This is a genomic window from Streptosporangium sp. NPDC002721 (assembly GCF_042888905.1).
Lineage (GTDB): Bacteria > Actinomycetota > Actinomycetes > Streptosporangiales > Streptosporangiaceae > Streptosporangium.
In genome coordinates this window covers 15,901-38,297 of sequence record NZ_JBIAQI010000030.1, presented here as the reverse complement: position 1 = coordinate 38,297, position 22,397 = coordinate 15,901, and the positions used below count along the sequence as shown (strand labels likewise).

Genomic DNA, 22,397 nt, shown 5'->3' with positions numbered 1-22,397 from the left:
TCGACGGGAGGACAATCTGTTGCGGGAAGCGCACTTCGTTTCGGACTGCGCAACGACGGAGGTGGGTATGCCGGGCCGACGCGTCGTCATCATCGGGGCCGGGGTCGTCGGGGCGGCCCTCGCCGACGAGCTCTCGGCCAGGGGCCGGGATGACGTCACCGTCGTCGACCAGGGCGCCGTGCCCGCCACCGGGGGATCGTCCTCCCACGCGCCGGGCCTGGTGTTCCAGACCAACCCGTCCAAGACCATGGCGGAGCTGGCCCGCTACACCGTCGAGAAACTCGTCGCCCTCGACTGCTTCCTCCAGGTCGGTGGCCTGGAGGTGGCCACCACGCCCGAGCGGCTCACCGAGCTGCACCGCCGCCACGGGTGGGCGACCTCCTGGGGGATCGAGGCGCGCCTGCTCACCCCCGGCGAATGCGTGGAGCGCCACTCCCTGCTCGACCGGGACATGATCCTCGGAGGGTTGTTCGTCCCCACCGACGGCCTGGCGAGGGCCGTACGCGCCGTCGAGGTCCAGCTGGCGCGCGCCCGGGAGCGGGGCGTCCGGGTCCTCGACCGGCACGAGGTGCTGGACATCCGCGTCGAGGACGACCGGGTCACGGCCGTCGTCACCGACCGGGGCGAGATCCCCGCCGACCTCGTGGTCTGCTGCGCCGGGATCTGGGGCCCGAAGGTGGCGGGCATGGTCGGCATGGCGCTGCCGCTCACCCCCCTCGCCCACCAGCTCGCCTGGACCGGCCCCGTCCCCGCTCTTTCCGGGCAGGCCGAGGAGGCCGTCCGGCCGATCCTGCGCCACCAGGACGCCGACCTGTACTACCGGGAGCGGTTCGACCGGCTCGGCGTCGGCTACTACGGCCACCGGCCGATGCCGACCACCGCCGAGGAGATCCTCCCGATCGCCGACGCCGAGGTCATGCCGTCGGTGCTGCCGTTCACCGCCGAGGACTTCGCCCCCGCCTGGGCCGAGACGAAGGCGCTGCTGCCCGCCGCCGGGGAGGCCGGGCTCGAACCGGGGATCAACGGCCTGTTCTCCTTCACCACCGACAACATGCCGCTGCTCGGGCCTTCGCGCGACGTGGAGGGCTTCTGGGTGGCCGAGGCGGTGTGGGTCACCCACTCGGCGGGGGTGGGCCGCGCGATGGCCGAGTGGCTCGCCGACGGCCACTGCTCGTCCTTCGACCTGCACGAGTGCGACGTCAACCGGTTCGAGGCCCACCAGCTCGCCCCCGAGTACGTCCGCACCCGCGACTGCCAGAACTTCGTCGAGGTCTACGACATCATCCACCCGCTCCAACCGGCCGAGAACCTGCGCCCGCTGCGCACCAGCCCCTTCCACGCCCGCCAGCGCGAGCTGGACGCGTACTTCCTGGAGGCCTCCGGCTGGGAGCGCCCCCAGTGGTACGGCGCCAACGCGCCCCTGCTCGACGGGCGTGACATCCCCCGCCCCAACGACTGGGCCGCCCGCCACTGGTCGCCGATCGTCGGCGCCGAGGCCCGGGCCACGCGCGAGGCCGTGGCCCTGTACGACATGAGCGCGCTCAAGCGGATCGAGGTCGCGGGCCGCGGGGCCGCCGCCTTCCTGCAGCGGGTCTCCACGGGCGACGTCGACAAGCCCGTCGGCTCGGTCACCTACTGCCTGCTGCTCGACCACGACGGCGGCATCCGCAGCGACGTCACGGTGGCCCGGCTGGGCCGCGACCTGTTCCAGGTCGGCGCCAACGGCAACCTCGACCTCGACTGGCTCCGCCGCCACCTGCCCGCCGACGGGTCGGTCACCGTCACCGACCTCACCCCCGGGACCTGCTGCGTCGGCGTCTGGGGCCCCCGGGCCCGCGAGGTCGTGGCCCCGCTCGCCGGGCCCGCCTTCGGCCCCGGCGGTTTCCGCTACTTCCGCGCCGCGCGGGCGTACGTCGGCACCGTGCCCGTCACCGCGCTGCGGCTCTCCTACGTCGGCGAGCTGGGCTGGGAGCTCTACACGACGGCCGACATGGGCGCGAAGCTGTGGGACACCCTCTGGGAGGCGGGCCAGGAGCACGGGATCATCGCGGGGGGCCGCGGCGCCTTCAACAGCCTGCGGCTGGAGAAGGGCTACCGCTCCTTCGGCACCGACATGACCTACGAGCACGACCCGTACGAGGCGGGACTCGGTTTCGCGGTGCGCAAGGCGGACAAGGGTGACTTCATCGGCCGTGCGGCCCTCGCCGAGCGCGCCGCGACCCCCCGGCGCAGGCTCACCTGCCTCACCGTTGACGACCCGGCCGCCGTCGTCATGGGCAAGGAGCCGGTGTACGACGGCGCGTCCCCCGTCGGATACGTCACCAGCGCCGCCTACGGCTACACGACAGGCAAGGGCATCGCCTACGCCTGGCTGCCGGCCGAGCTGTCCGTGCCGGGGCGGGAGCTGCGCATCGGCTACTTCGACCAGCGGGTGGCCGCGGTCGTCGCCGAGGAGCCGCTGTACGACCCGGCGATGGAACGCCTGCGTGGCTAGCGGCGCCGGCGGGGCCGGCGGGATCGAGAGGGGACGACGATGAGCACCGAGGCGCTGCCCGAGCACCCCGACCGGCTGTGGAGCAGTCCCGAGCCGAAGGCCTCCTACGACGTGGTGATCGTCGGTGGCGGGGGCCACGGCCTGGCCACCGCGTACTACCTGGCGAAGAACCACGGGATCACCGACGTGGCCGTGCTGGAGAAGGGCTGGCTGGCGGGCGGCAACATGGCCCGCAACACCACCATCATCCGGTCCAACTACCTCCTGGACGAGAGCGCGGGCATCTACGAGCACTCGCTGAAACTGTGGGAGGGGCTGGAGGAGGACCTCGGCTACCCGATCCTGTTCAGCCGGCGCGGCGTGCTCAACCTCGCGCACAGCCTCCAGGACGTCCGGGAGGGCGTCCGCCGGGTGAACGCCAACCGCCTCAACGGCGTCGACGCCGAATGGCTCGGCCCCGAGGAGGTGAGGGAGGTCTGCCCGATCGTCGACGTCTCGCCCGACGCGCGCTACCCGGTCCTCGGCGCCACCTACCAGCCGCGCGCCGGGATCGCCAAGCATGACTACGTGGCCTGGGGATTCGCCCGCGCCGCCGCGGCGATGGGCGTCGACCTGATCGAGCACTGCGAGGTCACCGGCGTCGACGTCGTGGACGGGCGGGTGGAGGCCGTACGCACCACCAGGGGCCGCATCGCCGCGGGCCGGGTCGCGATGTGCGCGGCCGGGCACTCCTCGGTCGTCGGCCGGATGGCCGGGGTGGAGCTGCCGGTGCAGAGCCACCCGCTGCAGGCCCTGGTCTCGGAGCTGCTGGAGCCCGTACACCCCACGGTGGTCATGTCCAACGCGGTGCACGTCTACGTCAGCCAGGCCCACAAGGGCGAGCTGGTCATGGGGGCGGGCATCGACGCGTACAACTCCTACCGGCAGCGCGGCGCGTTCCACATCATCGAGCGGCAGATGGCGGCGGCGCTGGAGCTGTTCCCCGTCTTCGCGCGGGCCCACGTGCTGCGGACCTGGGGCGGGGTGGTCGACGTCACCCCCGACGCCTCGCCCGTCGTCGGGCTCACCCCCGTCGACCGCCTCTACGTCAACTGCGGATGGGGGACCGGCGGCTTCAAGGCCACCCCCGGCGTCGGGTGGTGCTACGCGCACACGATCGCCCACGGCGAGCCGCATCCCCTCAACGCCGCCTTCACGCTCGAACGATTCACCACCGGCGCGCTCGTGGACGAGCACGGCGCCGCCGCGGTGGCCCACTGAAGGAGCCCGACCGATGCTGCTGATCCCCTGCCCGTGGTGCGGTCCACGGGACGAGGCCGAGTTCCACTACGGCGGGCAGGCCCAGGTCGCCTACCCCGGCGACCCCGCCGCGCTCTCCGACGAGGAGTGGGCCCGCTACCTGTTCTTCCGCGACAACCCCAAGGGGCCGTTCGCCGAACGCTGGCAGCACGGGGCCGGATGCCGCCGCTGGTTCAACGCGGTCCGCGACACCGCCACCGGCGAGTTCCGCGCCGTCTACCACATCGGCGAGCCAAGGCCGGTGGACGCGTGAACCGCGCGGTGACCGGCGCGGGTCTCCCGGTTCCCGACGTGGACCTCCGGGTCTCCGGTACGAACCTCCGGGTCTCCGGTACGAGCTTCCGGGCTTATGGCACGAGCTTCCGGGTCTCCGGCGGCGCGGGCGTTCAGGCTGTCGGCGGCGTGGGTCTCTCGGATCCCGGTGGCGCGGGCGTTCGGGCCGCCGGTGAGGGAACGGTGCGCCGGTGAGCGGGCAGCCGTTCCGCCGGGCGGGCCGTCGCGGGGAGGTGCTGCCGTTCCGGTTCGACGGCCGCGACTACGAGGGCCACCGGGGTGACACGCTCGCCGCCGCGCTGCTCGCCAACGGTGTCCGTACGGTCGCGACGAGCGTCACGCTGGGCCGCCCCCGCGGGATCTTCGCCGCCTGGACCGAGGAGCCGAACGCCGTCGTCCAGATCGAGCACCCCTTCCCCGAGCCGATGCTCCAGGCCACCGTCGTCGAGCTGTACGCGGGACTGGTGGCCACCGGCCTGCCGGGAAGGGGCAGGCTCGCCGACGTGCCCGACCCGGCACGCTACGACGGCGTGTACGCGCACTGCGACGTCCTGGTGGTCGGCGCGGGCCCGGCGGGCCTGGCGGCGGCGACCACGGCGGCCGCGTCGGGCGCCCGGGTGATCCTCGCCGACGACCGGCCGTCGCCCGGCGGCAGCCTGCCCGACACCGGCGAGACCGTCGACGGCGTCCCGGGCACGGAGTGGGCCGCCACCGCGCTGGCCGCGCTGCGGAGCCACCCTGAGGTGCGGGTGCTCACCCGCACCAGCGTGTTCGGCCACTACGACGACAACTACCTGGTCGCCGTGGAGCGCAGGGGGGAGGACGCCTCCTCCCGCGAACGCGTCTGGCGTATTCGGGCCCGCCGCGTCGTCCTCGCCACGGGCGCGCACGAGCGCTCGATCGCCTTCGCGGGCAACGACCTGCCGGGCGTCATGCTCGCCGGTTCCGCACGCGCGTACGTCAACCGGTACGGGGTCCTGCCCGGCCGCCGCGCGGTGGTGTTCACCAGCGGGAACAGCGCCTACGCGGCGGCCCGCGACCTGGCCGCCGCGGGTGTCGAGATCGCCGCCATCGTGGACACGCGTGCCGCCGGAGACCCGGGCCGCGACGGCCCGGACGGTCCGGGTGGCTTGGGCGGCCTGGGTGGTTCGGGCGGTCCAGGGGGCTTGGACGGTCTGGGCGATGCCGAGGTGCTCACCGGTCACTTCGTCACCCGCGCGAACGGCGAGCACGGCGTTGTCTCCGTGACCGTCTCGGAGAGACCCGCCGCGGGCGGCACGCCTTCCGGAACACTCATCTCCGGAACGACCTCTTCCGAGAGGGGGCCCTCTGCGGTGGCCGGTTCTGGGGCCGCTTCTTCCGGGACACCCGCCTCCGGAGCGGTCCCTTCGAGGGCGGTCCCTTCGAGTGTGATTCCTTTCGGCGGACGCGAGATCGAGGCCGACCTGCTGCTCGTCTCGGGCGGCTGGAACCCGGCCGTTCACCTGTTCGGCCAGGCCGGGGGGACGCTCCGCTACGACGAGGCGCTCGGTTCGTTCGTCCCCGGGAGCACCCGCCAGGCCGTCGAGGTCGCCGGGGCCGCCCGAGGGCTTCTCAGCCTGGCCGCCTGTCTGGAGGACGGCACCGCCGCCGGGGCGCGGGCCGCCGAGGCGGCCGGGTTCCGGACCCCTTCGCCTTCCGGCGCGTTCACCCGGAGAGCAGGGGAGGCGTCCCCGGGCGTGGAGGCCCCCGGAACCGCCCCCGCGGAGCACGTGTGGCTCGTCCCCGCCGACGACTACCGGACCCACTTCGTCGACCTGCAGCGAGACGTCACCGTCGCCGACGTGATGCGCGCCACCGGGGCCGGGCTCCGCTCGGTCGAGCACGTCAAGCGCTACACCACCGCCGGGACCGGGCACGACCAGGGCAGGACCTCCGGCGTGCTCACCAGCGGTGTCGTCGCCTGCGTCCTCGGCGTGGACGTCGGGGAACTCGGCACCACCACCTTCCGCGCCCCCTACCTGCCGGTCTCCTTCGCGACCCTCGCCGGGCGCGACAGGGGAGCGCTGCACGACCCGGTCCGGGTCACCGCGCTGCACGAGTGGCACGCGGCGTACGGAGCGTACGGGGCGCCGTTCGAGAACGTCGGCCAGTGGAAGCGGCCCTGGTACTACCCCCGCGAGGGCGAGGACATGGAGGCCGCAGTCCTGCGCGAGTGCCGGGCCGTGCGGGAGGCCGCCGGGGCCATGGACGCCTCCACGCTCGGCAAGATCGACATCCAGGGCCCCGACAGCGCGGAACTGCTCGACCGCCTCTACACCAACCTGATGAGCACCCTCAAGGTCGGCTCGATCCGCTACGGGGTGATGTGCCGCCCCGACGGCATGGTCTTCGACGACGGCACGGTGATCCGGCTGGCCGAGGACCGTTTCCTGGTGACCACCACCACCGGCAACGCCGCCGCCGTCCTCGACTGGATGGAGGAGTGGTTGCAGACCGAGTGGCCCTCGCTGCGGGTCTACTGCACCTCCGTCACCGAGCACTGGGCGACGGTCGCGCTCGCCGGGCCGCGCTCCCGCGAGATCCTGGCCGGACTCGCCCCCGACCTGGCCGTGGACAACGCGAGCTTCCCGTTCATGACGTGGCGCGACACCCGGGTGGCGGGTCTCGACGCGCGGGTGTGCCGGATCAGCTTCTCCGGCGAGCTGGCGTACGAGATCAACGTCAGCGCCTGGGACGGGCTCGCCCTGTGGGAGGCCGTCCAGGCCACCGGCGCGGTCACCCCGTACGGGACCGAGACCATGCACGTGCTGCGGGCCGAGAAGGGTTACCCCATCGTGGGCCAGGACACCGACGGCACGGTCACGCCCGCCGACCTCGGCATGGAATGGGTGGTGTCGAAGAAGAAGGCCGACTTCCTCGGGAAGCGCTCCTTCACCCGGGCCGACACCGCCAGGCCCGACCGCAAGCACCTGGTCGGCCTGCTGCCGCTCGACCCGGACGTCCTGCTGCCCGAGGGCTCCCAGCTGGTGGCCGTCGACCGGCTGCCCGAGCCGCCGGTCCCGATGCTCGGGCACGTCACCTCCAGCTACCGCAGCGCCGTGCTCGGCAGGACCTTCGCCCTCGCCCTCGTCAGCGGCGGGCGCGAACGCGTCGGCGAGCGGCTGTACGTACCCGTCGGGGAGGAACTGCTGCCCGTCACCGTCACCCACCACGTCCTCTACGACCCCGAGGGAGCGCGCCGCGATGGCTGAGCCGCCCGTGACGGAGCCGTCCGTGACGGAGCCGCCAGGAACGGAGCCGTCCGTGACGGAACCGCCAGGAACGGAGCCGACCGTGACGGAGCCGACCGTGACGGAACCGCCTGTGACAGAGCCGGCCGGGCGGTTGAGCCCGCTGGCCCGGTTGGAACCGGTGTCGAGCCGGGACCTCCGCGTCGCGGAACTGCCCTTCCTCACCCAGGTCGACCTGCGGGTGGACCCCGCGAGCGGTACCGCCGCCGACATCGCCCGCGCCCTCGGCGTCCCGCTTCTTCCCACCGAACCCGGCACCCTCGTGAGCACCGGCCCCGACACGCCGCCGTACGCCACCTCCGCGAGCACCGGCCCCGACACGCCGCCGTCCGCCACCTCCGTGAGCGGCCGCCAGGTGCTGTGGCTCGGTCCCGACGAGTGGCTGGTCGTCGGGCCTCCGGGGGACACCGGCCTGGAGGCCCGCCTGCGAGCCGCCGCCGGGACCGGGCACGCCGCCGTCACCGACGTCTCCGCCCAGCGGACCGTGCTGCTCGTGACCGGCCCGAAGGCCCGTGACCTGCTCTCCCACGGCTGCGCCCTCGACCTGCACCCCCGCGCGTTCGGCCCCGGCCGCTGCGCCCAGACCATGCTCGCCCGCGCCCAGGTCATCCTCGCCGCCCGCGACGAGGACGGGTTCCACGTCTTCGTACGCTCGTCCTTCGCCGACTACCTCGCGGCCTGGCTCCTCGACGCGGCGGGGGAGTATCTGAACGGTTGAGGTGACCCCGGGCTCCGGCCCCACCGGCGAGCGGCCACGGCCCGCCGCAGGGGGTCACGCCCTTACCCGCCGGAGCCGAACCGGCCCGGCCCGGCGTGCGGTGGGAAGCACGGCGCGTACACCGGTGACTTCACGGCGGCGCCGAACGTGGCCGACGGGGCATCGGCCGACATCCCCGCGGTGGTGACGTGGCGTCGATCCTCGCACCGGGGACCCGTCGGCGAGCGCGTGAAGATCCATGGTGTCCCTGTGCGGCTAGGATCTCGGCGACCGGTGACGCCGTGGTGGGCGCGTTCGCCGAGGCGGAACTCAGCGGATGACAAGGATGACATTTCCGATGGTCGACGACAGCGGCTGGCGGGCGTACTTCTATCTCCACGGCGATCCCCTGGAGGAGACCGGCGGCTGGCCCGGCTGGGTGGAGCCCCCCTACCCCCCGGTGGACATCGGCCCGTGCTCCGTCTGCGGCCACCCGACGAAACGGTCCACCACCTGGCGGAGCCGCCGTGAGACGGCGACCGGTTACGCGTGCGTGTGGTGCCAGGCCGCCGTGGACGTCTTTCACACCGGCCCGCCCGGCCACACCCCCACCTCGACTCGGCCGTCCTACGCACCGCCGGACCAGCGCTGGAACGAGGACTTCGGCGGGGAGCCCCGGCGCTACCACGCTTCGGGGCACTGGAGGCTGACCCTGTGCGGACTGGACGCCGACGACCTCACCGGCTCTGATGCGCAGTGGCGGCCCGGCCGTACCGACGCCTGTCCCGGGTGCCTGACGGCGGCCGCCGAGATCGACGCGCGCTGGCCCGCCGACCGGCGTACCGGCGGGACCTTCATCGTGGCCTGCCCCTGCCACGTCTGCCGGAGCCTGATGAGGGCAGGCCGATGAAGGAACCGCTGTCCTACGCCGAGCGCGTTCTCACGCCGGCGGGCGGCGTTCGAGAGCAACGGCCTCGCCACCCCGGCCTCCCGCCACCTCGGCACCGAGGGCGACCGCTCATCGACGTCGTGGAGAGCGCCCTGAGACGGATGATCTGAGCCTCACACCTGGCTCCCCGCCGCAGCCGGCCCGCGGGCGGGCTCGGCCTGCGGCTTCTCGCCGCTCGCGAGGAACCGGACGATCAGATCGGCGAGGTCGCCCGGCCGCTCCGCGACCATGTTGTGGCTCGCGGCCAGCTCGGTCACGTGAACGGTGCCGGGGAGGTCGCGAAGGTCGCGCCGTACCCCTCGGCGGAAGGCGACCATGAGCTCACCGCCGTCCATCCCCGCCGGGTCCCGGTCGGCCAGTACCACCAGCGCGGGGCACGTCACCGTACGCAGGAGGGGGATCGTGTCGCGAAACTCCGGGGTGTAGCGCAGCGCCGCCAGGATCTCCGGGCCGGGGCGAAGATAGCTGTGGCCGTCCCGGGTGGTGAGGGCCCTTCGCGGGAGCATCGGCACCTGTTCGGCGGGGACCGGCAGGCCCATCGCAGCGGCCTGGGCGTCGAAGGTGGCCTTGAGCCGATCGAGGGCCGTCCCGAGCGCGTCCCGCGCCATGCCCGGATAGTTGCCCGGGTCGTTCTCCGCGGACCTGAGGCCGTCGAGGTTGACGATCGCCGGGCATCCGGGGTGGCGTCGCGCCCACATGACGGCGAGCATGCCGCCGAGGGAGTGGCCCACGATCGCCGGACGGTCCAGGCGGAAACGCTCGACCACGGCGTCGAGGTCGTCGAGAACCGCGTCCCACTCCCAGGGCGCGTCCCCCGACAGCCCGTGGCCGCGCAGGTCCACGGCCACGACCCGGTGCCTTCGCGCGAGGAGCGGTGCGAGCGCGTCCCAGGCTTCGAGCGTCCCGCCCAGCCCGTGAAGGAGCACCACCGCGGGGCCGTCCCCGCCGTGGTCGCGGGCCGCCAGGGGAACGACGTGGTCAGTGATGGTGATGTCCTGAGGGGACACGCTGCTCCTTCGGTTGGTTGAGCCGGGCGCGCACGGACTCCGTGGTCACCCCGCCGTCGGGATGGCGTGCGAGCTTCGCGCGCTTGACGAGGTCGTGAACCCCCTGGCGGGTGATGCCGAGCATGGCCGCGGCCGTGGCGTACGGTACGGCCACGGCCCCCGGGTGTCCCACGCGGCGGGCGACGGCCCGCCCGAAGGCCGAACGCCACCACGCCTCCGGTGGGTCGAACGGCTCGTCGCCGGGGAAGGCCGCCGCGATCAGCCGCGCCGCCGTACGGACCGCGAGCCTGTCATCCGGGCCGAGCAGCTGTGCCGCCCACACCTCGGCCTCGACGCGCAGGCGTTCCCGTATCGGCCGGACCTGGTCATCCGACTCGAAGAGGATCTCGAGCGGGTCGACGATCCGGGTTTCCATCAGCCGGACGAGCTCTCCGGCCAGTTCGACGTGCTCCGCCGTACTCGCATGGTTCACTTGACGAAAGATAGCAAGTACTTGGCAGTGTATGTCAAGTATGAAGGAGGTGCCGCCCGAGTTCGCGTCGAGCCGGGAGAGGTACGCCGTCTCGGCCGGTCTCTGGAGCCGCCCTCGGCGGGACCGGCGGTCGGAGCCGATCACCGTGTCGCCGGCGGTCGTGCCGCCGGTTCGCCCGCGCCGGCGTGTTCAGTCCTTGCCGCGTCCGGTGACGGCGTCGCGCATCCGGTCGACCAGCCCGACGAACGGTCCCAGCACCTTGTTGGCGGGCGGGGTGTCCGGCGCGGCCGGATGCGGCCGGGTCGGCGCGATCTTCTTTATCGCCTGTACCTTGTGCCCCAGTTCGGCCAGCTGCTCCGGGGTGGCGTTGTCGCGCAGCCGGGGAAACAGCTCGCCTTCCTCCTCCCGCACGTGCGTGCGGATCACGCTCATCAGCTGGCCCAGCAAGATCTCGTAGTCGGGGTCGTCGGCGTCGGTCTGTTCCAGCAGCTTCATGGTCTGCTCGGCCTCGGCGTGCTCGGTCAGCTCCCGGTCGGCCAGCTCCCCGCCGCCGGGCACCAGTTCCCGCACCGCGGGATACAGGTAGGCCTCCTCGGCGACCGAGTGGCGTACCAGCTCGATGATGACCTTCTCGGTCAGCTGCCGGCGCCGGTCGACATCGCTCTCGCCCAGCCGCTCCAGCTCGCTGAACATCTGCTCGACCTCGCGGTGGTCGTGCGTCAGCACCGCGATGACATCGGTGTCCTGGGTCGTGCTCATCCGCCTTGTCCTCTCCTCGTGCGCGGGCCGCTCCGAAGCGGTGATCACCAACGAGATCGCGAAAGGGACGCGGCGCCGCGGCGGACACCGGCGAGCAGGACAAGCTTTTGGCGGCCGATACCTGTCCGGTGACCTTCCCGCGTCAGGAAGGCCGCTCGGGGCCGCTCACCCGTTCGGGGCCGCTCGCCCGTTCAGGGAAGGGTGACGAACTTCTTGAGGAAGGCCCGGGCCTGAGGGGTGTCCAGGCGGTAGTCGTAGTTGGTCATCTTGCAGGCGTCGTCGTCCCCGCTGATCGTCGTGGCCACGAGCAGGTCGGATGTGGGCCCTCCCAGGAAGTTCGGGCCGCCCGAGTCGCCGAAGCAGGTGCTGCCGTCGCCCTTGGAGGCGAGCGAGAGTTTGAGCCACCTGCGGGTGAGGTCCTTGAAGGAGATGGACGCCTGGTGACGGGTGTCGTTGTAGGTCAGCCGAACCCTCTGCTTCCCCTTGGTCGAGGCGTGCTTTCCCTTGGCCGGGACGTTGGCCGCGGCCACGGCGCCGTACCCGACCGGGGTGAACCGCGTCATCTCCAGGGCGTTGGCGGCGTCGAGGCGGTCGAGCAGGCCCTCGGAGGGCAGCCTGGCGGGCTTGATGTCCGGGACGGCCGTGTCGAAGATGACAACGGCCATGTCGTGAAGATCGGACTTGTCCTTGTACCGCGAGTCGAGGACGTAGCGGCCCGTGTGGATCTTGTCCCCGTCCTGGTAGCGGTGGGAGAAGGAGACCCGGGCGGTCTTCTGCCCCTCTTCCGCGCAGTGGGCGGCGGTGAGGAAGACGGTCGGCGAGATGAGGGTGCCGGTGCAGTAGGACCAGGTGCCGTCACCGTTCGGCTTGTCGCCGATGACGGCACCCACCTGCGGGTGAGCGGTCAGGTCGGGCGATCCGTTGGTGATGGCCAGGGCGGGGGAGGCGGGGAAGGCGGCGGTCGCGGTGAGCGTAACGGAAATCATGACAAAGGGGATAAAACGCACGCAGGAACTGTAACCGCCCAAGGGTTACATTTGATACGGAGTGCGCAAAGATCTACTCGCTGCTTGCCGAACCCCCGATCAGGTACGACGAGGCGGGGCCGGCCGCCGAACCGGATTTAATCTCACCTGATACCGTTTCGAATGGGATCATGTTCGGTAATATGCCCTCATGGGTGCCGATGTTCCTCGCGAAACCACCACCTCGCGTGCGACCGACCGCCCGGGGGACACCTCGCCGTTCGCCCTCGGTCTGCTGCTGCGCCAGGCGCACTGGCGCGCGGCCACGGTGATGGCGGAGGCGCTCAAGCCGCTCGGCATCGAGCTGCGGCATTTCGCCGTGCTGATCGTGCTGGTCGACCGCGGGGCCACGGTGCAGCGGGACCTGGCCGTGGCGACGGGGTCGGACAAGGCGGGAATCATGCGGGTCGTGGACGACCTGGAGCGTAAGGGGCTCGCCGTGCGCAAGGCCGTTCCGGGAGATCGGCGGGCGCGGGCGGTGGAGGTCACGCCCCGGGGTGTCGAGCTTTTCGACGCGGCCCACGTGGCGGCGGAACCGCTGGCCGAGCGTCTGGTCGCCGGGCTCGGGCCCGGCGAGCCCGAGCTGCTGAGGGATCTGCTGACCCGGCTCGCCTATCCCGCGGGCGACAAGGCATAGGCGCGCCCGCGAGCCCTTCGCCCGCCTCATGGGCGCGCTTCGTCCCGCCTCGTGGGCGCCCTTCGTCCTGCGGTGCAGGCGTTCTTCGTCCCGCCGTGGAGGCGCGCTTCATCCTGTGGCGGGGGCGTCTTTCGTCCCGCGCGGCTTTCGTGAGGAGTCCGGCCCTGAGGGCTGCGGCGTCGGCGTCCCGGGTCCGGCCGGGGTCCGGCCTCGCCGTGCATGACGAGACTCACATGCCCTTGTATGGTATTAAATGATACTATCGGCAATGATACCGTCGCTAACGTGACTAAACCGGATGCGTTCTCTTCTGCGGCGTGTCGATCGGGTTCGAGGACGTCACGGTGGATCACGCCCGTACGGGCCGGGCGCCGCTCGGCGAGACGGTCGCTTTCGTCGGGGGACAGCCCGGCGGGCACGCGAGACGCCCCCGAGGATGCACGACGCCCGTGCCCCCGAAACCAGAAGCTCGAAGACCTCACCGGCCGGACCGTCGGCGTCGACGGCGGCACGTTCATGCCCTGAGAGGAAAGCAATGACCTACACCGTCGGTTACATCGTCGGAAGCCTGTCCCGGAAGTCGATCAACAGGAAGCTCGCCCTGGCCCTGAGCCGTCTCGCGCCGCCGGAACTCCGTCTTTCGGAGATCCCCATCGGCGAGCTGCCCCTGTACAGCCACGACCACGACCCGGACTACCCCGTCGTGGCCCAGGAGTTCAAGGACGCGATCAAGGCCTCCGACGCCCTCCTGTTCGTCACCCCGGAGTACAACCGGTCCATCCCGGGCGCGCTGAAGAACGCCATCGACTGGGCGACCCGGCCCTACGGGACCAGCGTGCTGAACGGCAAGCCGGCCGCGATCGCCGGAGCCTCACCCGGCCCGATCTCCACCGCGGTCGCGCAGCAGCACCTCAAGAGCATCCTGTCCTTCACCAACTCCCCGGTGCTCGGGCAGCCCGAGGCCTACATCCGGTTCACCGAGGGGCTGATCGACGAGCAGGGCGACATCCAGGTGCCGTCCACCGCCGAATTCCTGACCGGATACATGCGCGCCTTCGCGACGCACATCCGGCGCCACCACCACGACCTCCCGGACCTGTAGTTCCGAGCGGACGCGCACCGCGTGGCGGATCTGCCCCGGGCGGGATTGCCCACCGCGACGACGTTCGCCGGAAGGTCGAGGGTGACCACCGCGCCGGCGCCCACGACGGTGTTCTCCCCGATCGTGACCCCGGCCAGGACGATCACCCCGCTGCGCGGATCACGCCTGCTTCACGCTGATCTGCTTGGGCACGGGCCCTGGGCCCGTCGGCGCCGATCAGTGACCTCGTTCCCGGCCGAGGAAGCACGACAGGAGTCGCCCGAAGTCGTGCGGGTGCTCGAGCGCCGGCACGTGCCCGCATCGGCCGAACACGTGCAGACGGACATCGGCCAGGTGTTCGAGCAGGGGCAGGGCCGCCGTCCCGAGCGGGGTGACCCGGTCCTCGGCGCCGTGGACGAGCAGCACGGGCGCGCGGATCCCCGCCAGCGTTCGCGCCGAGAGGGTGAGCTCGTCGGCCCAACGTGCCCTGGGCGGAGGGAACAGCGACGCGAACGCGGCCGCCCCCGCTCGCATCGCGGCCGCACGGGCGGCGACGGCCGACTCGGTCACGAGCGCCTGGTCGAGGACGAGGCGGCTCAACATGTCCCGCGCCCCGAGCGGGCCGGCGGGGGCGGCCCAGATCGCGTCGAGCTCGGCGGACAGCGGTGCCCCGGGGGCGCCCATCGTCGAGACCGCCACGACACGGGTCACCTGCCGGGGACGCGCGGCCGCCAGCGCCAGCGCCACGGCACCGCCCATGGAGTGGCCCACCACGGCGTAGTGCTCGGCACCGAGAGCGTCCATCAGGCCCGCGGCCTGTTCCGTCCACAGCCGGAGCCCACCCCTGGAGCCCTCCGGGATCGGTGTACGGCCGAACCCCGCCTGGTCGGGAGCCACCAGGTGCCAGGACGGGCCCAGCGCCTGTGCCGTCGTCGCCCAGGCGCCGGATCCGGTCGTACCGGGTCCGGAGCCGTGCAGCATCAGCACCGCGGGCCCGGTGCCGCTCTCCAGGACGTGGACGGGGGAGCCGTCGACCGCGACGGTCCGAAGTGCCGTCACCGAGGCAGGTCCGGTGTGCTCATGCCGATGCGGGGTCGACGGACTTCGAGAAGACCTCCATCATCGCCCTGCCGAATTGCGGCATGTCAGGCCATCCCCGGCAGGAGACGAGGTTGCCGTCCACGACGTCGGGAGCGTCGACGACCGTCGCGCCCGCGTTCTCCATGTCACCGGTGATAGGGGGGAAGCACGCCGTCTTCCGCCCCTTCAGCAGCCCGTACACGGCCGGCACCTGCGCGCCGTGGCACACCAGCGCGATCGGGAGGTCGCGCGCGAAGAAGTGCTCGGTGATGCGCCTGACGTCGGCGTCGACCCGGATCCACTCGGGGGCACGTCCCCCGGGGATGATGAGGGCGTCGTAGCGCTCGACGTCGACCTCGGCCCAGGGCACGTCGACCGGCAGCTTCCGGCCGTTCTTCTCCACGTAGGCGTCGGAGTTGGGGTCGAACTCGTGGATGACCAGCTGAACGTCACGCATCGTCCGTGACGAGACGTCGACGTCCCAGCCGCCCTCCTGCACGCGATAGTAGGGATACATGGTGTCGAGCTCCTCGGCGGCGTCGCCGGTCAGGAGCAGTGCTCTGGGCACCTGCTTCTCCTCGCATCTGGGGCGGGTGAAGTGGATCCAATCCGATCCAATCCGATCCGATTGGGTTAGCATTCCTCGGCCCAGCCCGCCCGTCAAGCCTCCGTCGCCATTCCGTCCGCGCCCTTGGCCTCGTCGAACAACCGCCGGAACCGCTCGCCGGACAGCAGGATGTGCCGGCGCATGGCGTAGGCGGCGGCGTCGGGGTCACGCGCGGCGATCGCGGCCAGGACCTCCTCGTGCTCGGCCATGGCCAGGTGGGTGACCTGGGTGTCGTGGAGAAGCCGGAACAGGTGCACGTGCGCGTGCAGGCGGGCGAGCGCCTCGCGGATGACCTGGTTCTCCGCGCTCAGGGCGACGAGATCGTGAAAAGCGGCGTCACGCAGCCCGAAGGCGCCATAGGCCATGAGCCCGTCGCCCCCCTCCAGCTCCGCCATCTCCTCCAGCATTCGCCGCAGACCGGCCACCTGCTTCGAGGACGCGCGTTCGGCGGATCTGCGCGCCGCCGCCGGCTCCAGGAGCAGGCGGACCTCAAGCATGTCCTCGAATCGGTCACGAGTGATCTGAGGGGGAATGCGATAGCCGGCATGGGGCACGCGCACGACCAGGCCCTCGGCCTCCATGCGGTTCAGGGCGTCTCGGATCGGCGTCTGCGAGACCCCCAGCTCTCGCGCCAGGGCGTCGATCGTGACGCGGGAGCCAGGCTCGATCCGTAGCGACATCAGCTGTCCGAGCAGCGTGTCGTACACCTCGTCGGCGAGCCGGCCGCGAGATCTTCCCGGCGGCGTCCCGCCCGTCATGGCCCCACGGCGCCGCGCGATCACCGCTTCGTCGTCCATCGTGACGTGAGGTCCTTTCCTGCGTCTTCGGGAACCTGTCGACATCGGTCGCAACGCTACGGGATGTTGACGCCCCCACCCGGATCGTATAGGAAAGGTGGCGGATGCCGGCCATCCTTCACCCATCGGGGAACCGCCCGCCGTCGCTCCGCTTCGATCGGTTGGAGCTCTCATGAGCATGCTCGACGTCCTGCTCGGTTCGCCACCGGGTCCCACAAGGACCGAAGGACTTCTCGACTGCCTGAAGCCCCGTTACGTCGCGGCGTACCCGTGACGCCGGTCCGCGGGTCAGCCCCTGCGACAGCCGGCGACACGCCTGAACAACCCAGCCACCGCTCGGCGGAGCACGCAGCAAGGCTCCAGAGGTCCACCCCCCAGAAAGCAGGCAAGAAGATGCGGTATCCACAGCGAACAGGACGACTGTCCGTTCCCGGTCGAAAGGTTCAGCTGGCGACGGCGGCCATGTTGGTGGCCACGACCATGGCGGCTTGCGGCCAGGACGACGGCGCGAAGGCGAGCGCCCCCAAGGCGCCGGCGACCATCCCGGAGCTCACCAAGGACCCGCTGACCCTCAGCTTCATCTGGTTCGACTGGCCCCCCGCCCACGCGCTGGAAACCTTCGCGAACGCGGAGTACACCAAGGAGCGGTCGAACGTGACCATCAAGGTCAACACCGTGCCGAACGCGAACTGGCACGACGCGATGTTCACCCAGTTCGCGGCGCACAAGACCGACTTCGACATCCCGATCCTGGACTCGCAGCACATCGGCGAGGCCGTGACGAACGGCAACATCCTCGACCTCACCGACTTCGTCAAGAAGAACATCGACGTCAAGGCCTACAACCCGTACCTCCTGGCGGCCTACGGCCAGTACCCCCAGGCGGAGACCGGCAAGCGCGACGAGAACGCCAGCCTGTACGGACTGCCGCTGCTCGGCGACACCTGGACGATGATCTACCGCAAGGACCTGATCGGCGACAGGCCACCGCAGACGTGGGACGAGATGATCTCGGTCGCCGAGAAGTGCCAGGCGGACAACCCCGGCGTCAGCGGGCTGGCCTTCCACCAGGCCAACGGCTCCGACGCCGCGGCCGTGACCTACAACACGGTCAACGGCGTCTACGGCGGCAACCTCTGGGACCCCAAGACGCGCAAGATCGAGGGCGTCATCAACGACACCGCGGGCCAGCAGGCGATGGACGTCCTGGTCAACAAGATGAAGCCGCTGACCGCCAAGGGCTCCGGCAACTGGTTCATCGACGAGGTGAACGCGGCGGTCGCCCAGGGCAAGGCATGCATCGCGTTCAACTGGATCGCCGCGAGCGGCGGCCTGCTCGACCCGAAGCAGTCGACGCTCGGCACCACGCGGGAGCAGATTCTCGACAAGCTGGGTTTCGCCACCCTGCCGAGCCAGAAGACGAACCTGGTGCCTCTCGGCGGCATGGGGATGCACGTGTCGGCCTATTCCCCCGCGGCGAACCAGGCGGAGGCCCTGAACTTCATGAAGTGGTTCGAGCAGGCCGACATCCAGAAGAAGTGGGCCGCGGCCGGTGGCGTGCCGTCGCGTACGGACGCCCTGGAGTCGCCCGAGTTCCTCAAGGCCGGGCCGTTCAACCAGGTGTACGCCGACTCGGTCTCGCGGATGCGGGACATGTGGAACGTGCCCGAGTACGCGCGCCTCGTCGACATCGAGAACACCAACGTGAACGCGGCTCTCAACGGTGCGAAGACGCCGAAGGACGCGCTCGACGACATCGCCAAGGAGCAGCAGGGCGTACTCGACTCCGGCAACCGCAAGGGCGGCGGCGGACTGTGAGTGATCCCGCCTCTGTGACGACCGACCGCCCGGGGCAGGTGGCGTCCGCGACGCCGCCCGCACCGGGCCGGTCCGGCCGGTTGAGCGACCGCTGGCTCAGCGTGGCCTTCATCTCCCCCGCGCTGCTGCTGTTGCTCGCCATGTCGGTGTTCCCGTTGCTGTGGGCGTTGTACCTGTCCTTCACCGACTACTCGGCCACCCGCGGGGGGCCGGCCCATTTCGTCTGGTTCGAGAACTACACCGCCATCCTGACGTCGGCGCAGGTCCACCTGAGGGCCATGACGACGTTGGTCTACGTGGTCGGCGCGGTCGCCCTGCAGACCGTGCTCGGTTTCACCATCGCCTACCTGATCTCACGGCGCACGCACGGGCGAGGACTGCTGACCACCCTGTTCCTGGTTCCGATGATGCTGTCGCAGGTCGTGGTCGGGCTGTTCTGGAAATTCATGCTCGACGCGCAGTTCGGCGTGGTCAACAGCATGCTCGGCTCGCTCGGCCTGGAGCCGGTGGAGTGGCTCACCCGGCAGCGGACGGCACTGATCTCCCTGATCGTGGTCGACACCTGGCAATGGACGCCGTTCATCATGCTCATCGCACTCGCGGGCCTCACCGCGGTCCCCAAGTACCTGTACGAGGCGGCCTCGATCGACCGGGCGTCGGAGTGGTTCCGGTTCCGCACCATCACTCTTCCGCTGGTGTGGCCGCTGCTCCTCATCGCCGTGTTGTTCAGGGCCATCGAGGCCTTCCGGCTGTTCGACCTCGTCTACATCCTCACCAGCGGAGGTCCGGGGGTCTCCACCGAGACGTTGTCGTTCCACGTCTACAAGGTCGCGTTCCTGGGCTTCAACACCGGAACCGCCTCGGCGTACGGGATCCTCATGGTCCTCGTCGTCATCGTCCTCACGCAGCTCTACCTGCGCTACTTGAACAAGCTCAAGGAGGACTGATGGCCCTCTCCGTCGACGAGGCCGTGTCCCCGGGTCCTGTCCGGGACCGCACGCCCCCCGCACGCCGCTTCGGCGGCCGGGGCCGCTCCGTGCTGGAGGTCGCGCTGCTGACCGTGCTGGCCGTCGTGATGCTCTTTCCGGTGCTGTGGATGATCGAGACGTCCCTCAAGGAGAACCGGGACGTCTACGCCATCCCGGCCAAGTTCTTCGACTTCACGGTCACTCTGGACCACTTCAAGGACGTGTTCGTCGCCTCCGGCGGCGGTCGTTCGACCTTGTCCGTCGCGTTCCTCAACTCCGTCCTGGTCGCCGGGGCCTCCACGGTGCTGGCCACCGTGCTGGGGGTCCCGGCGGCGTGGGCCTACTCACGCTTCGCCGTGAAGGCCAAGAAGGACCAGCTGTTCTTCATCCTGTCCACCCGCTTCATGCCGCCCGTGGTGGTCGTGATCCCGATCTTCCTCATGTACCGCCAGATCGGGCTCATCGACACCAAGCTCGGCCTGATCCTCATCTACGCCGCGTTCAACGTCCCGTTCACGATCTGGATGATGAAGGGGTTCGTCGACGAGGTGCCCGCGGAGTACGAGGACGCCGCCATGCTCGACGGCTACACCCGCCTGCAGGCGTTCTGGCGATTCACCCTTCCCCTGCTGCTGCCCGGCATCGCCGCGACGGCGGTCTTCGCACTCATCTTCTCGTGGAACGAGTTCGTGTTCGCCATCTTCCTCACCTCCAGCGACAGCGTGCGGACGGCCCCACCCGCCATCGCCGGCCTCATCGGTGGAACCACCGTGGACTGGGGTCTCGTGGCCGCCGCCTCCGTGGTGTTCGCCCTGCCGGTGCTCGTCTTCGCCTACCTGGTGCGCAAGCACCTCGTCGCCGGTGTGACGCTCGGGGCGGTGCGACGCTGATGGCGGGCATCGAGGTGACCGCCCTGCACAAGCGCTACCCGGACGGGACGGTCGCGGTCGAGCACGTGGACCTGTCCGTCGGCGACGGCGAGCTGTTCGTGATGCTCGGCCCTTCGGGGTGCGGCAAGACGACCACGCTGCGGGCCATAGCCGGCCTGGAGAGGCAGACGACGGGCGACATCCGCATCGGCGACACGCTGGTCAACGACCTGCCGCCCGCCGAGCGCGACATCGCCATGGTGTTCCAGTTCTACGCCCTCTACCCGCATCTGAGAACCCGCGACAACCTGGCGTTCCCCCTGCGGGCCGAGGGACTGCCCAAGCAGGAGGTGGACGAGCGGGTCGACGAGGCCGCCCGGCTGATGCGGCTCGGTCCGCTCCTGGACCGGCGACCGCGCCGGCTGTCGGGCGGGGAGCAGCAGCGCGTCGCGCTCGCTCGCGCCCTGGTGCGACGACCGCGCGCGTTCCTCATGGACGAACCCCTCACCAATCTGGACGCGGAGCTGAGGGCGGACATGCGCACGGAGATCAAGCACCTGCAGGGGGAGCTGGGGACGACGATGGTCTACGTCACCCACGACCAGGTCGAGGCGATGTCGCTCGGTCACAGGATCGCCATCCTCAACAAGGGCCGCGTCGAGCAGATCGGCACGCCGCTGGAGGTCTACGACCGTCCGGCGAGTCTCTTCTGCGCCGCGTTCATCGGCTCCCCGCCGATGAACCTGATCGAGGTGGAGGTGGCCGACGGGAAGCTGCGCGGTCAGGGCGGACTGGTCCTCACGCCACCGCCAGGCCTGCCGCGCGACCGCCGCCTGGTCGCGGGCGTCCGGCCGGAGGCGCTGGAAGTCACGGAACCAGGGGCGGAACGTTCGGTCCCGGCCCGCGTGGTCTCGGCGGAGTGGCTGGGCGACGAAATCATCTACGTGGTCGACCACGGCGATCAGCGCGACGTACGGGTCCGGATGCCACCGACTGTCCGTTTCGCCGCTGACGCACCGGTCGGGCTGCGGCACACCGGCGGGCCCCCGCCGGTCTACGACGTGAGCACGGAAGAGCTGGTGGCCTGATGGGAACCGTGGCAGTCCACGGGCTGTGCAAGTCCTTCGGCAAGGTCCAGGCCCTGGACGGGGTGACGCTGGAGGTGCCGGACGGCTCGTTCTTCGTCGTGCTCGGGCCCTCCGGGGCGGGCAAGACGACGACCCTGCGAGCGATCGCCGGCCTTGAGAAGCTTGACGCCGGGTCGGTGCGTCTGGACGGCAGGGACGCGACCGGTGACACCCCGGCCGCACGCGACCTGGCCATGGTCTTCCAGAACTACGCCCTCTACCCGCGACACACGGTGTACGAGAACATCGCCTCGCCACTGCGGGCACGCCGCTGTTCTTCGAGCGAGGTCGCCGCCGCCGTCGAGCGGATGTCGAACCTGCTGCACATCGAACGTCTGCTGCGGCGTCGTCCCGCGCAGTTGTCGGGCGGTGAGATGCAGCGTGTCGCCCTGGCCCGGGCGCTGGTCCGTCACCCGCGCGCGTTCCTCATGGACGAGCCGCTGACGAACCTCGACCTCAAGCTCCGCGTCGAGATGCGCACCGAGCTCACCCGCATCCACCGGAGCCTCGGGGCGACCTTCGTCTACGTGACCAACGACCAGGTCGAGGCCCTGTCCATGGCCGACCAGGTCGCGGTCCTCAAGGAGGGGAAGGTGCAACAGGTCGGAACGCCGACCGAGGTGTACGAGCGGCCGGCCAACCAGTGGGTCGCGGGATTCGTCGGGAGCCCGCCGATCAGCCTGCTCGCCTGCCACGCCGAAGGAGATCGTCTGGTCGGTGCGGAAGAAGGCTGGACGCTGCCGCGGCCCCGCTGGACCACGGCCGAGGACGGTCGTCCGCTGCTGCTGGGCCTGCGCGCGGAGGACCTGTCCGTCGAGCGGCGTGGGAACGCGTCGTTGCCGGGTGAGCTCTACGGCCTTGAGCCGCTCGGTGACCGGACGGTGGTCGACGTCCGAGTGGGGACGGAGATCCTCAAGGTCAAGGCACGACCCACCGTCACCGGTACGCCGGGCGAGCGGCTGCATGTCACGGTCGACCTGGACCGTGCGCACCTGTTCGACGCCGGCACCGGGCTGGCGCTGTCCGAGGCCGGCAGGTAACCGCGCGGGGCGGCGACGTCGACACGCGCCCGCACGTGGCGATCGAGCCTCGGCGGACCGTCACCGGTGAGCACCGGTGAGCACGGCCTGACGACGCCGAAGCGGACATGGCCCGAGAAGGCGACC

At 71.0% G+C, this 22,397-nt stretch carries 20 protein-coding genes and 1 pseudogene; 13 read left to right on the top strand and 8 right to left on the bottom strand.

Going from position 1 to position 22,397, the window contains the following annotated elements:
- The first annotated feature begins 67 nt into the window (after nucleotides 1–67).
- The 6 genes from ACFYWM_RS35790 to ACFYWM_RS35765 all read left to right on the top strand — a co-directional run bounded on the left by ACFYWM_RS35790 (nucleotide 68) and on the right by ACFYWM_RS35765 (nucleotide 8,945).
- On the top strand, nucleotides 68–2,494 hold the full coding sequence (locus ACFYWM_RS35790) for an FAD-dependent oxidoreductase (RefSeq protein WP_389923302.1): 2,427 nt from the start codon (nucleotides 68–70) through the stop codon (nucleotides 2,492–2,494).
- Nucleotides 2,495–2,533: 39 nt separating this feature from the next.
- Nucleotides 2,534–3,754, top strand: coding sequence for a sarcosine oxidase subunit beta family protein (locus tag ACFYWM_RS35785; protein WP_389923299.1), 1,221 nt, complete (start codon nucleotides 2,534–2,536; stop codon nucleotides 3,752–3,754).
- Nucleotides 3,755–3,767: 13 nt separating this feature from the next.
- Nucleotides 3,768–4,046, top strand: coding sequence for a sarcosine oxidase subunit delta (locus ACFYWM_RS35780; protein WP_389923296.1), 279 nt, complete (start codon nucleotides 3,768–3,770; stop codon nucleotides 4,044–4,046).
- A gap of 211 nt (nucleotides 4,047–4,257) precedes the next feature.
- Entirely contained in the window at nucleotides 4,258–7,299 is a 3,042-nt protein-coding gene (locus ACFYWM_RS35775; protein WP_389923293.1) for a 2Fe-2S iron-sulfur cluster-binding protein, read from the top strand.
- 112 nt (nucleotides 7,300–7,411) lie between these two features.
- Entirely contained in the window at nucleotides 7,412–8,056 is a 645-nt protein-coding gene (locus ACFYWM_RS35770; protein WP_389923291.1) for a sarcosine oxidase subunit gamma, read from the top strand.
- A gap of 325 nt (nucleotides 8,057–8,381) precedes the next feature.
- The gene (locus ACFYWM_RS35765; RefSeq protein WP_389923288.1) at nucleotides 8,382–8,945 is read left to right on the top strand and encodes a hypothetical protein; all 564 of its coding nucleotides are present in this window, start codon (nucleotides 8,382–8,384) and stop codon (nucleotides 8,943–8,945) included.
- Nucleotides 8,946–9,097: 152 nt separating this feature from the next.
- Here the strand turns inward: ACFYWM_RS35765 and ACFYWM_RS35760 are convergent, their stop codons facing one another.
- From ACFYWM_RS35760 to ACFYWM_RS35745, 4 genes are all read right to left on the bottom strand, one after another.
- The gene (locus ACFYWM_RS35760) at nucleotides 9,098–9,991 is read right to left on the bottom strand and encodes an alpha/beta fold hydrolase (protein ID WP_389923285.1); all 894 of its coding nucleotides are present in this window, start codon (nucleotides 9,989–9,991) and stop codon (nucleotides 9,098–9,100) included.
- Complete coding sequence (locus ACFYWM_RS35755) at nucleotides 9,963–10,463, bottom strand: hypothetical protein (protein WP_389923282.1); 501 nt, start codon at nucleotides 10,461–10,463, stop codon at nucleotides 9,963–9,965. The genes ACFYWM_RS35760 and ACFYWM_RS35755 overlap by 29 nt, the downstream gene beginning before the upstream one ends.
- Before the next feature lie 189 nt (nucleotides 10,464–10,652).
- Entirely contained in the window at nucleotides 10,653–11,222 is a 570-nt protein-coding gene (locus tag ACFYWM_RS35750; RefSeq protein WP_389923279.1) for a hemerythrin domain-containing protein, read from the bottom strand.
- Nucleotides 11,223–11,413: 191 nt separating this feature from the next.
- Nucleotides 11,414–12,208, bottom strand: a complete 795-nt coding sequence (locus ACFYWM_RS35745) for a trypsin-like serine protease (RefSeq protein ID WP_389923276.1) — start codon at nucleotides 12,206–12,208, stop codon at nucleotides 11,414–11,416.
- Nucleotides 12,209–12,398: 190 nt separating this feature from the next.
- On the opposite strand from ACFYWM_RS35745, the gene ACFYWM_RS35740 reads away from it, so the two are divergent.
- Nucleotides 12,399–12,884, top strand: coding sequence for a MarR family winged helix-turn-helix transcriptional regulator (locus ACFYWM_RS35740; protein ID WP_389923273.1), 486 nt, complete (start codon nucleotides 12,399–12,401; stop codon nucleotides 12,882–12,884).
- 535 nt (nucleotides 12,885–13,419) lie between these two features.
- Complete coding sequence (locus ACFYWM_RS35735; protein ID WP_389923270.1) at nucleotides 13,420–13,986, top strand: NADPH-dependent FMN reductase; 567 nt, start codon at nucleotides 13,420–13,422, stop codon at nucleotides 13,984–13,986.
- 35 nt (nucleotides 13,987–14,021) lie between these two features.
- Here the strand turns inward: ACFYWM_RS35735 and ACFYWM_RS35730 are convergent.
- From ACFYWM_RS35730 to ACFYWM_RS35715, 4 genes and pseudogenes are all read right to left on the bottom strand, one after another.
- Nucleotides 14,022–14,135: pseudogene (locus ACFYWM_RS35730) on the bottom strand (sugar O-acetyltransferase); the annotation flags it as partial.
- 67 nt (nucleotides 14,136–14,202) lie between these two features.
- Nucleotides 14,203–15,024: an alpha/beta fold hydrolase gene (locus tag ACFYWM_RS35725; protein ID WP_389923266.1), complete on the bottom strand. Its 822-nt coding sequence runs from the start codon at nucleotides 15,022–15,024 to the stop codon at nucleotides 14,203–14,205.
- Between the two features lie 19 nt (nucleotides 15,025–15,043).
- A complete protein-coding gene (locus ACFYWM_RS35720) occupies nucleotides 15,044–15,613 on the bottom strand; it encodes a DJ-1/PfpI family protein (protein ID WP_389923263.1) in 570 nt (189 codons plus the stop codon).
- A 92-nt stretch (nucleotides 15,614–15,705) separates the two neighbouring features.
- A complete protein-coding gene (locus tag ACFYWM_RS35715; protein ID WP_389923260.1) occupies nucleotides 15,706–16,449 on the bottom strand; it encodes a GntR family transcriptional regulator in 744 nt (247 codons plus the stop codon).
- Nucleotides 16,450–16,917: 468 nt separating this feature from the next.
- Here ACFYWM_RS35715 and ACFYWM_RS35710 point away from each other — a divergent pair, with 468 nt between their 5' ends.
- The 5 genes from ACFYWM_RS35710 to ACFYWM_RS35690 are packed head-to-tail and all read left to right on the top strand — an operon-like array spanning nucleotide 16,918 to nucleotide 22,271.
- Nucleotides 16,918–18,267 carry an extracellular solute-binding protein gene (locus ACFYWM_RS35710; RefSeq protein WP_389923257.1) on the top strand — a complete coding sequence of 450 codons (1,350 nt, stop codon included), beginning with the start codon at nucleotides 16,918–16,920 and terminating at the stop codon, nucleotides 18,265–18,267.
- A 14-nt stretch (nucleotides 18,268–18,281) separates the two neighbouring features.
- Complete coding sequence (locus tag ACFYWM_RS35705; RefSeq protein WP_389923254.1) at nucleotides 18,282–19,214, top strand: carbohydrate ABC transporter permease; 933 nt, start codon at nucleotides 18,282–18,284, stop codon at nucleotides 19,212–19,214.
- Nucleotides 19,214–20,125, top strand: a complete 912-nt coding sequence (locus tag ACFYWM_RS35700) for a carbohydrate ABC transporter permease (RefSeq protein WP_389923251.1) — start codon at nucleotides 19,214–19,216, stop codon at nucleotides 20,123–20,125. Before ACFYWM_RS35705 ends, ACFYWM_RS35700 begins: the two co-directional genes overlap by 1 nt.
- The gene (locus tag ACFYWM_RS35695; protein WP_389923248.1) at nucleotides 20,125–21,192 is read left to right on the top strand and encodes an ABC transporter ATP-binding protein; all 1,068 of its coding nucleotides are present in this window, start codon (nucleotides 20,125–20,127) and stop codon (nucleotides 21,190–21,192) included. Before ACFYWM_RS35700 ends, ACFYWM_RS35695 begins: the two co-directional genes overlap by 1 nt.
- Nucleotides 21,192–22,271, top strand: coding sequence for an ABC transporter ATP-binding protein (locus ACFYWM_RS35690; RefSeq protein ID WP_389923244.1), 1,080 nt, complete (start codon nucleotides 21,192–21,194; stop codon nucleotides 22,269–22,271). The genes ACFYWM_RS35695 and ACFYWM_RS35690 overlap by 1 nt, the downstream gene beginning before the upstream one ends.
- Nucleotides 22,272–22,397: the final 126 nt, after the last annotated feature.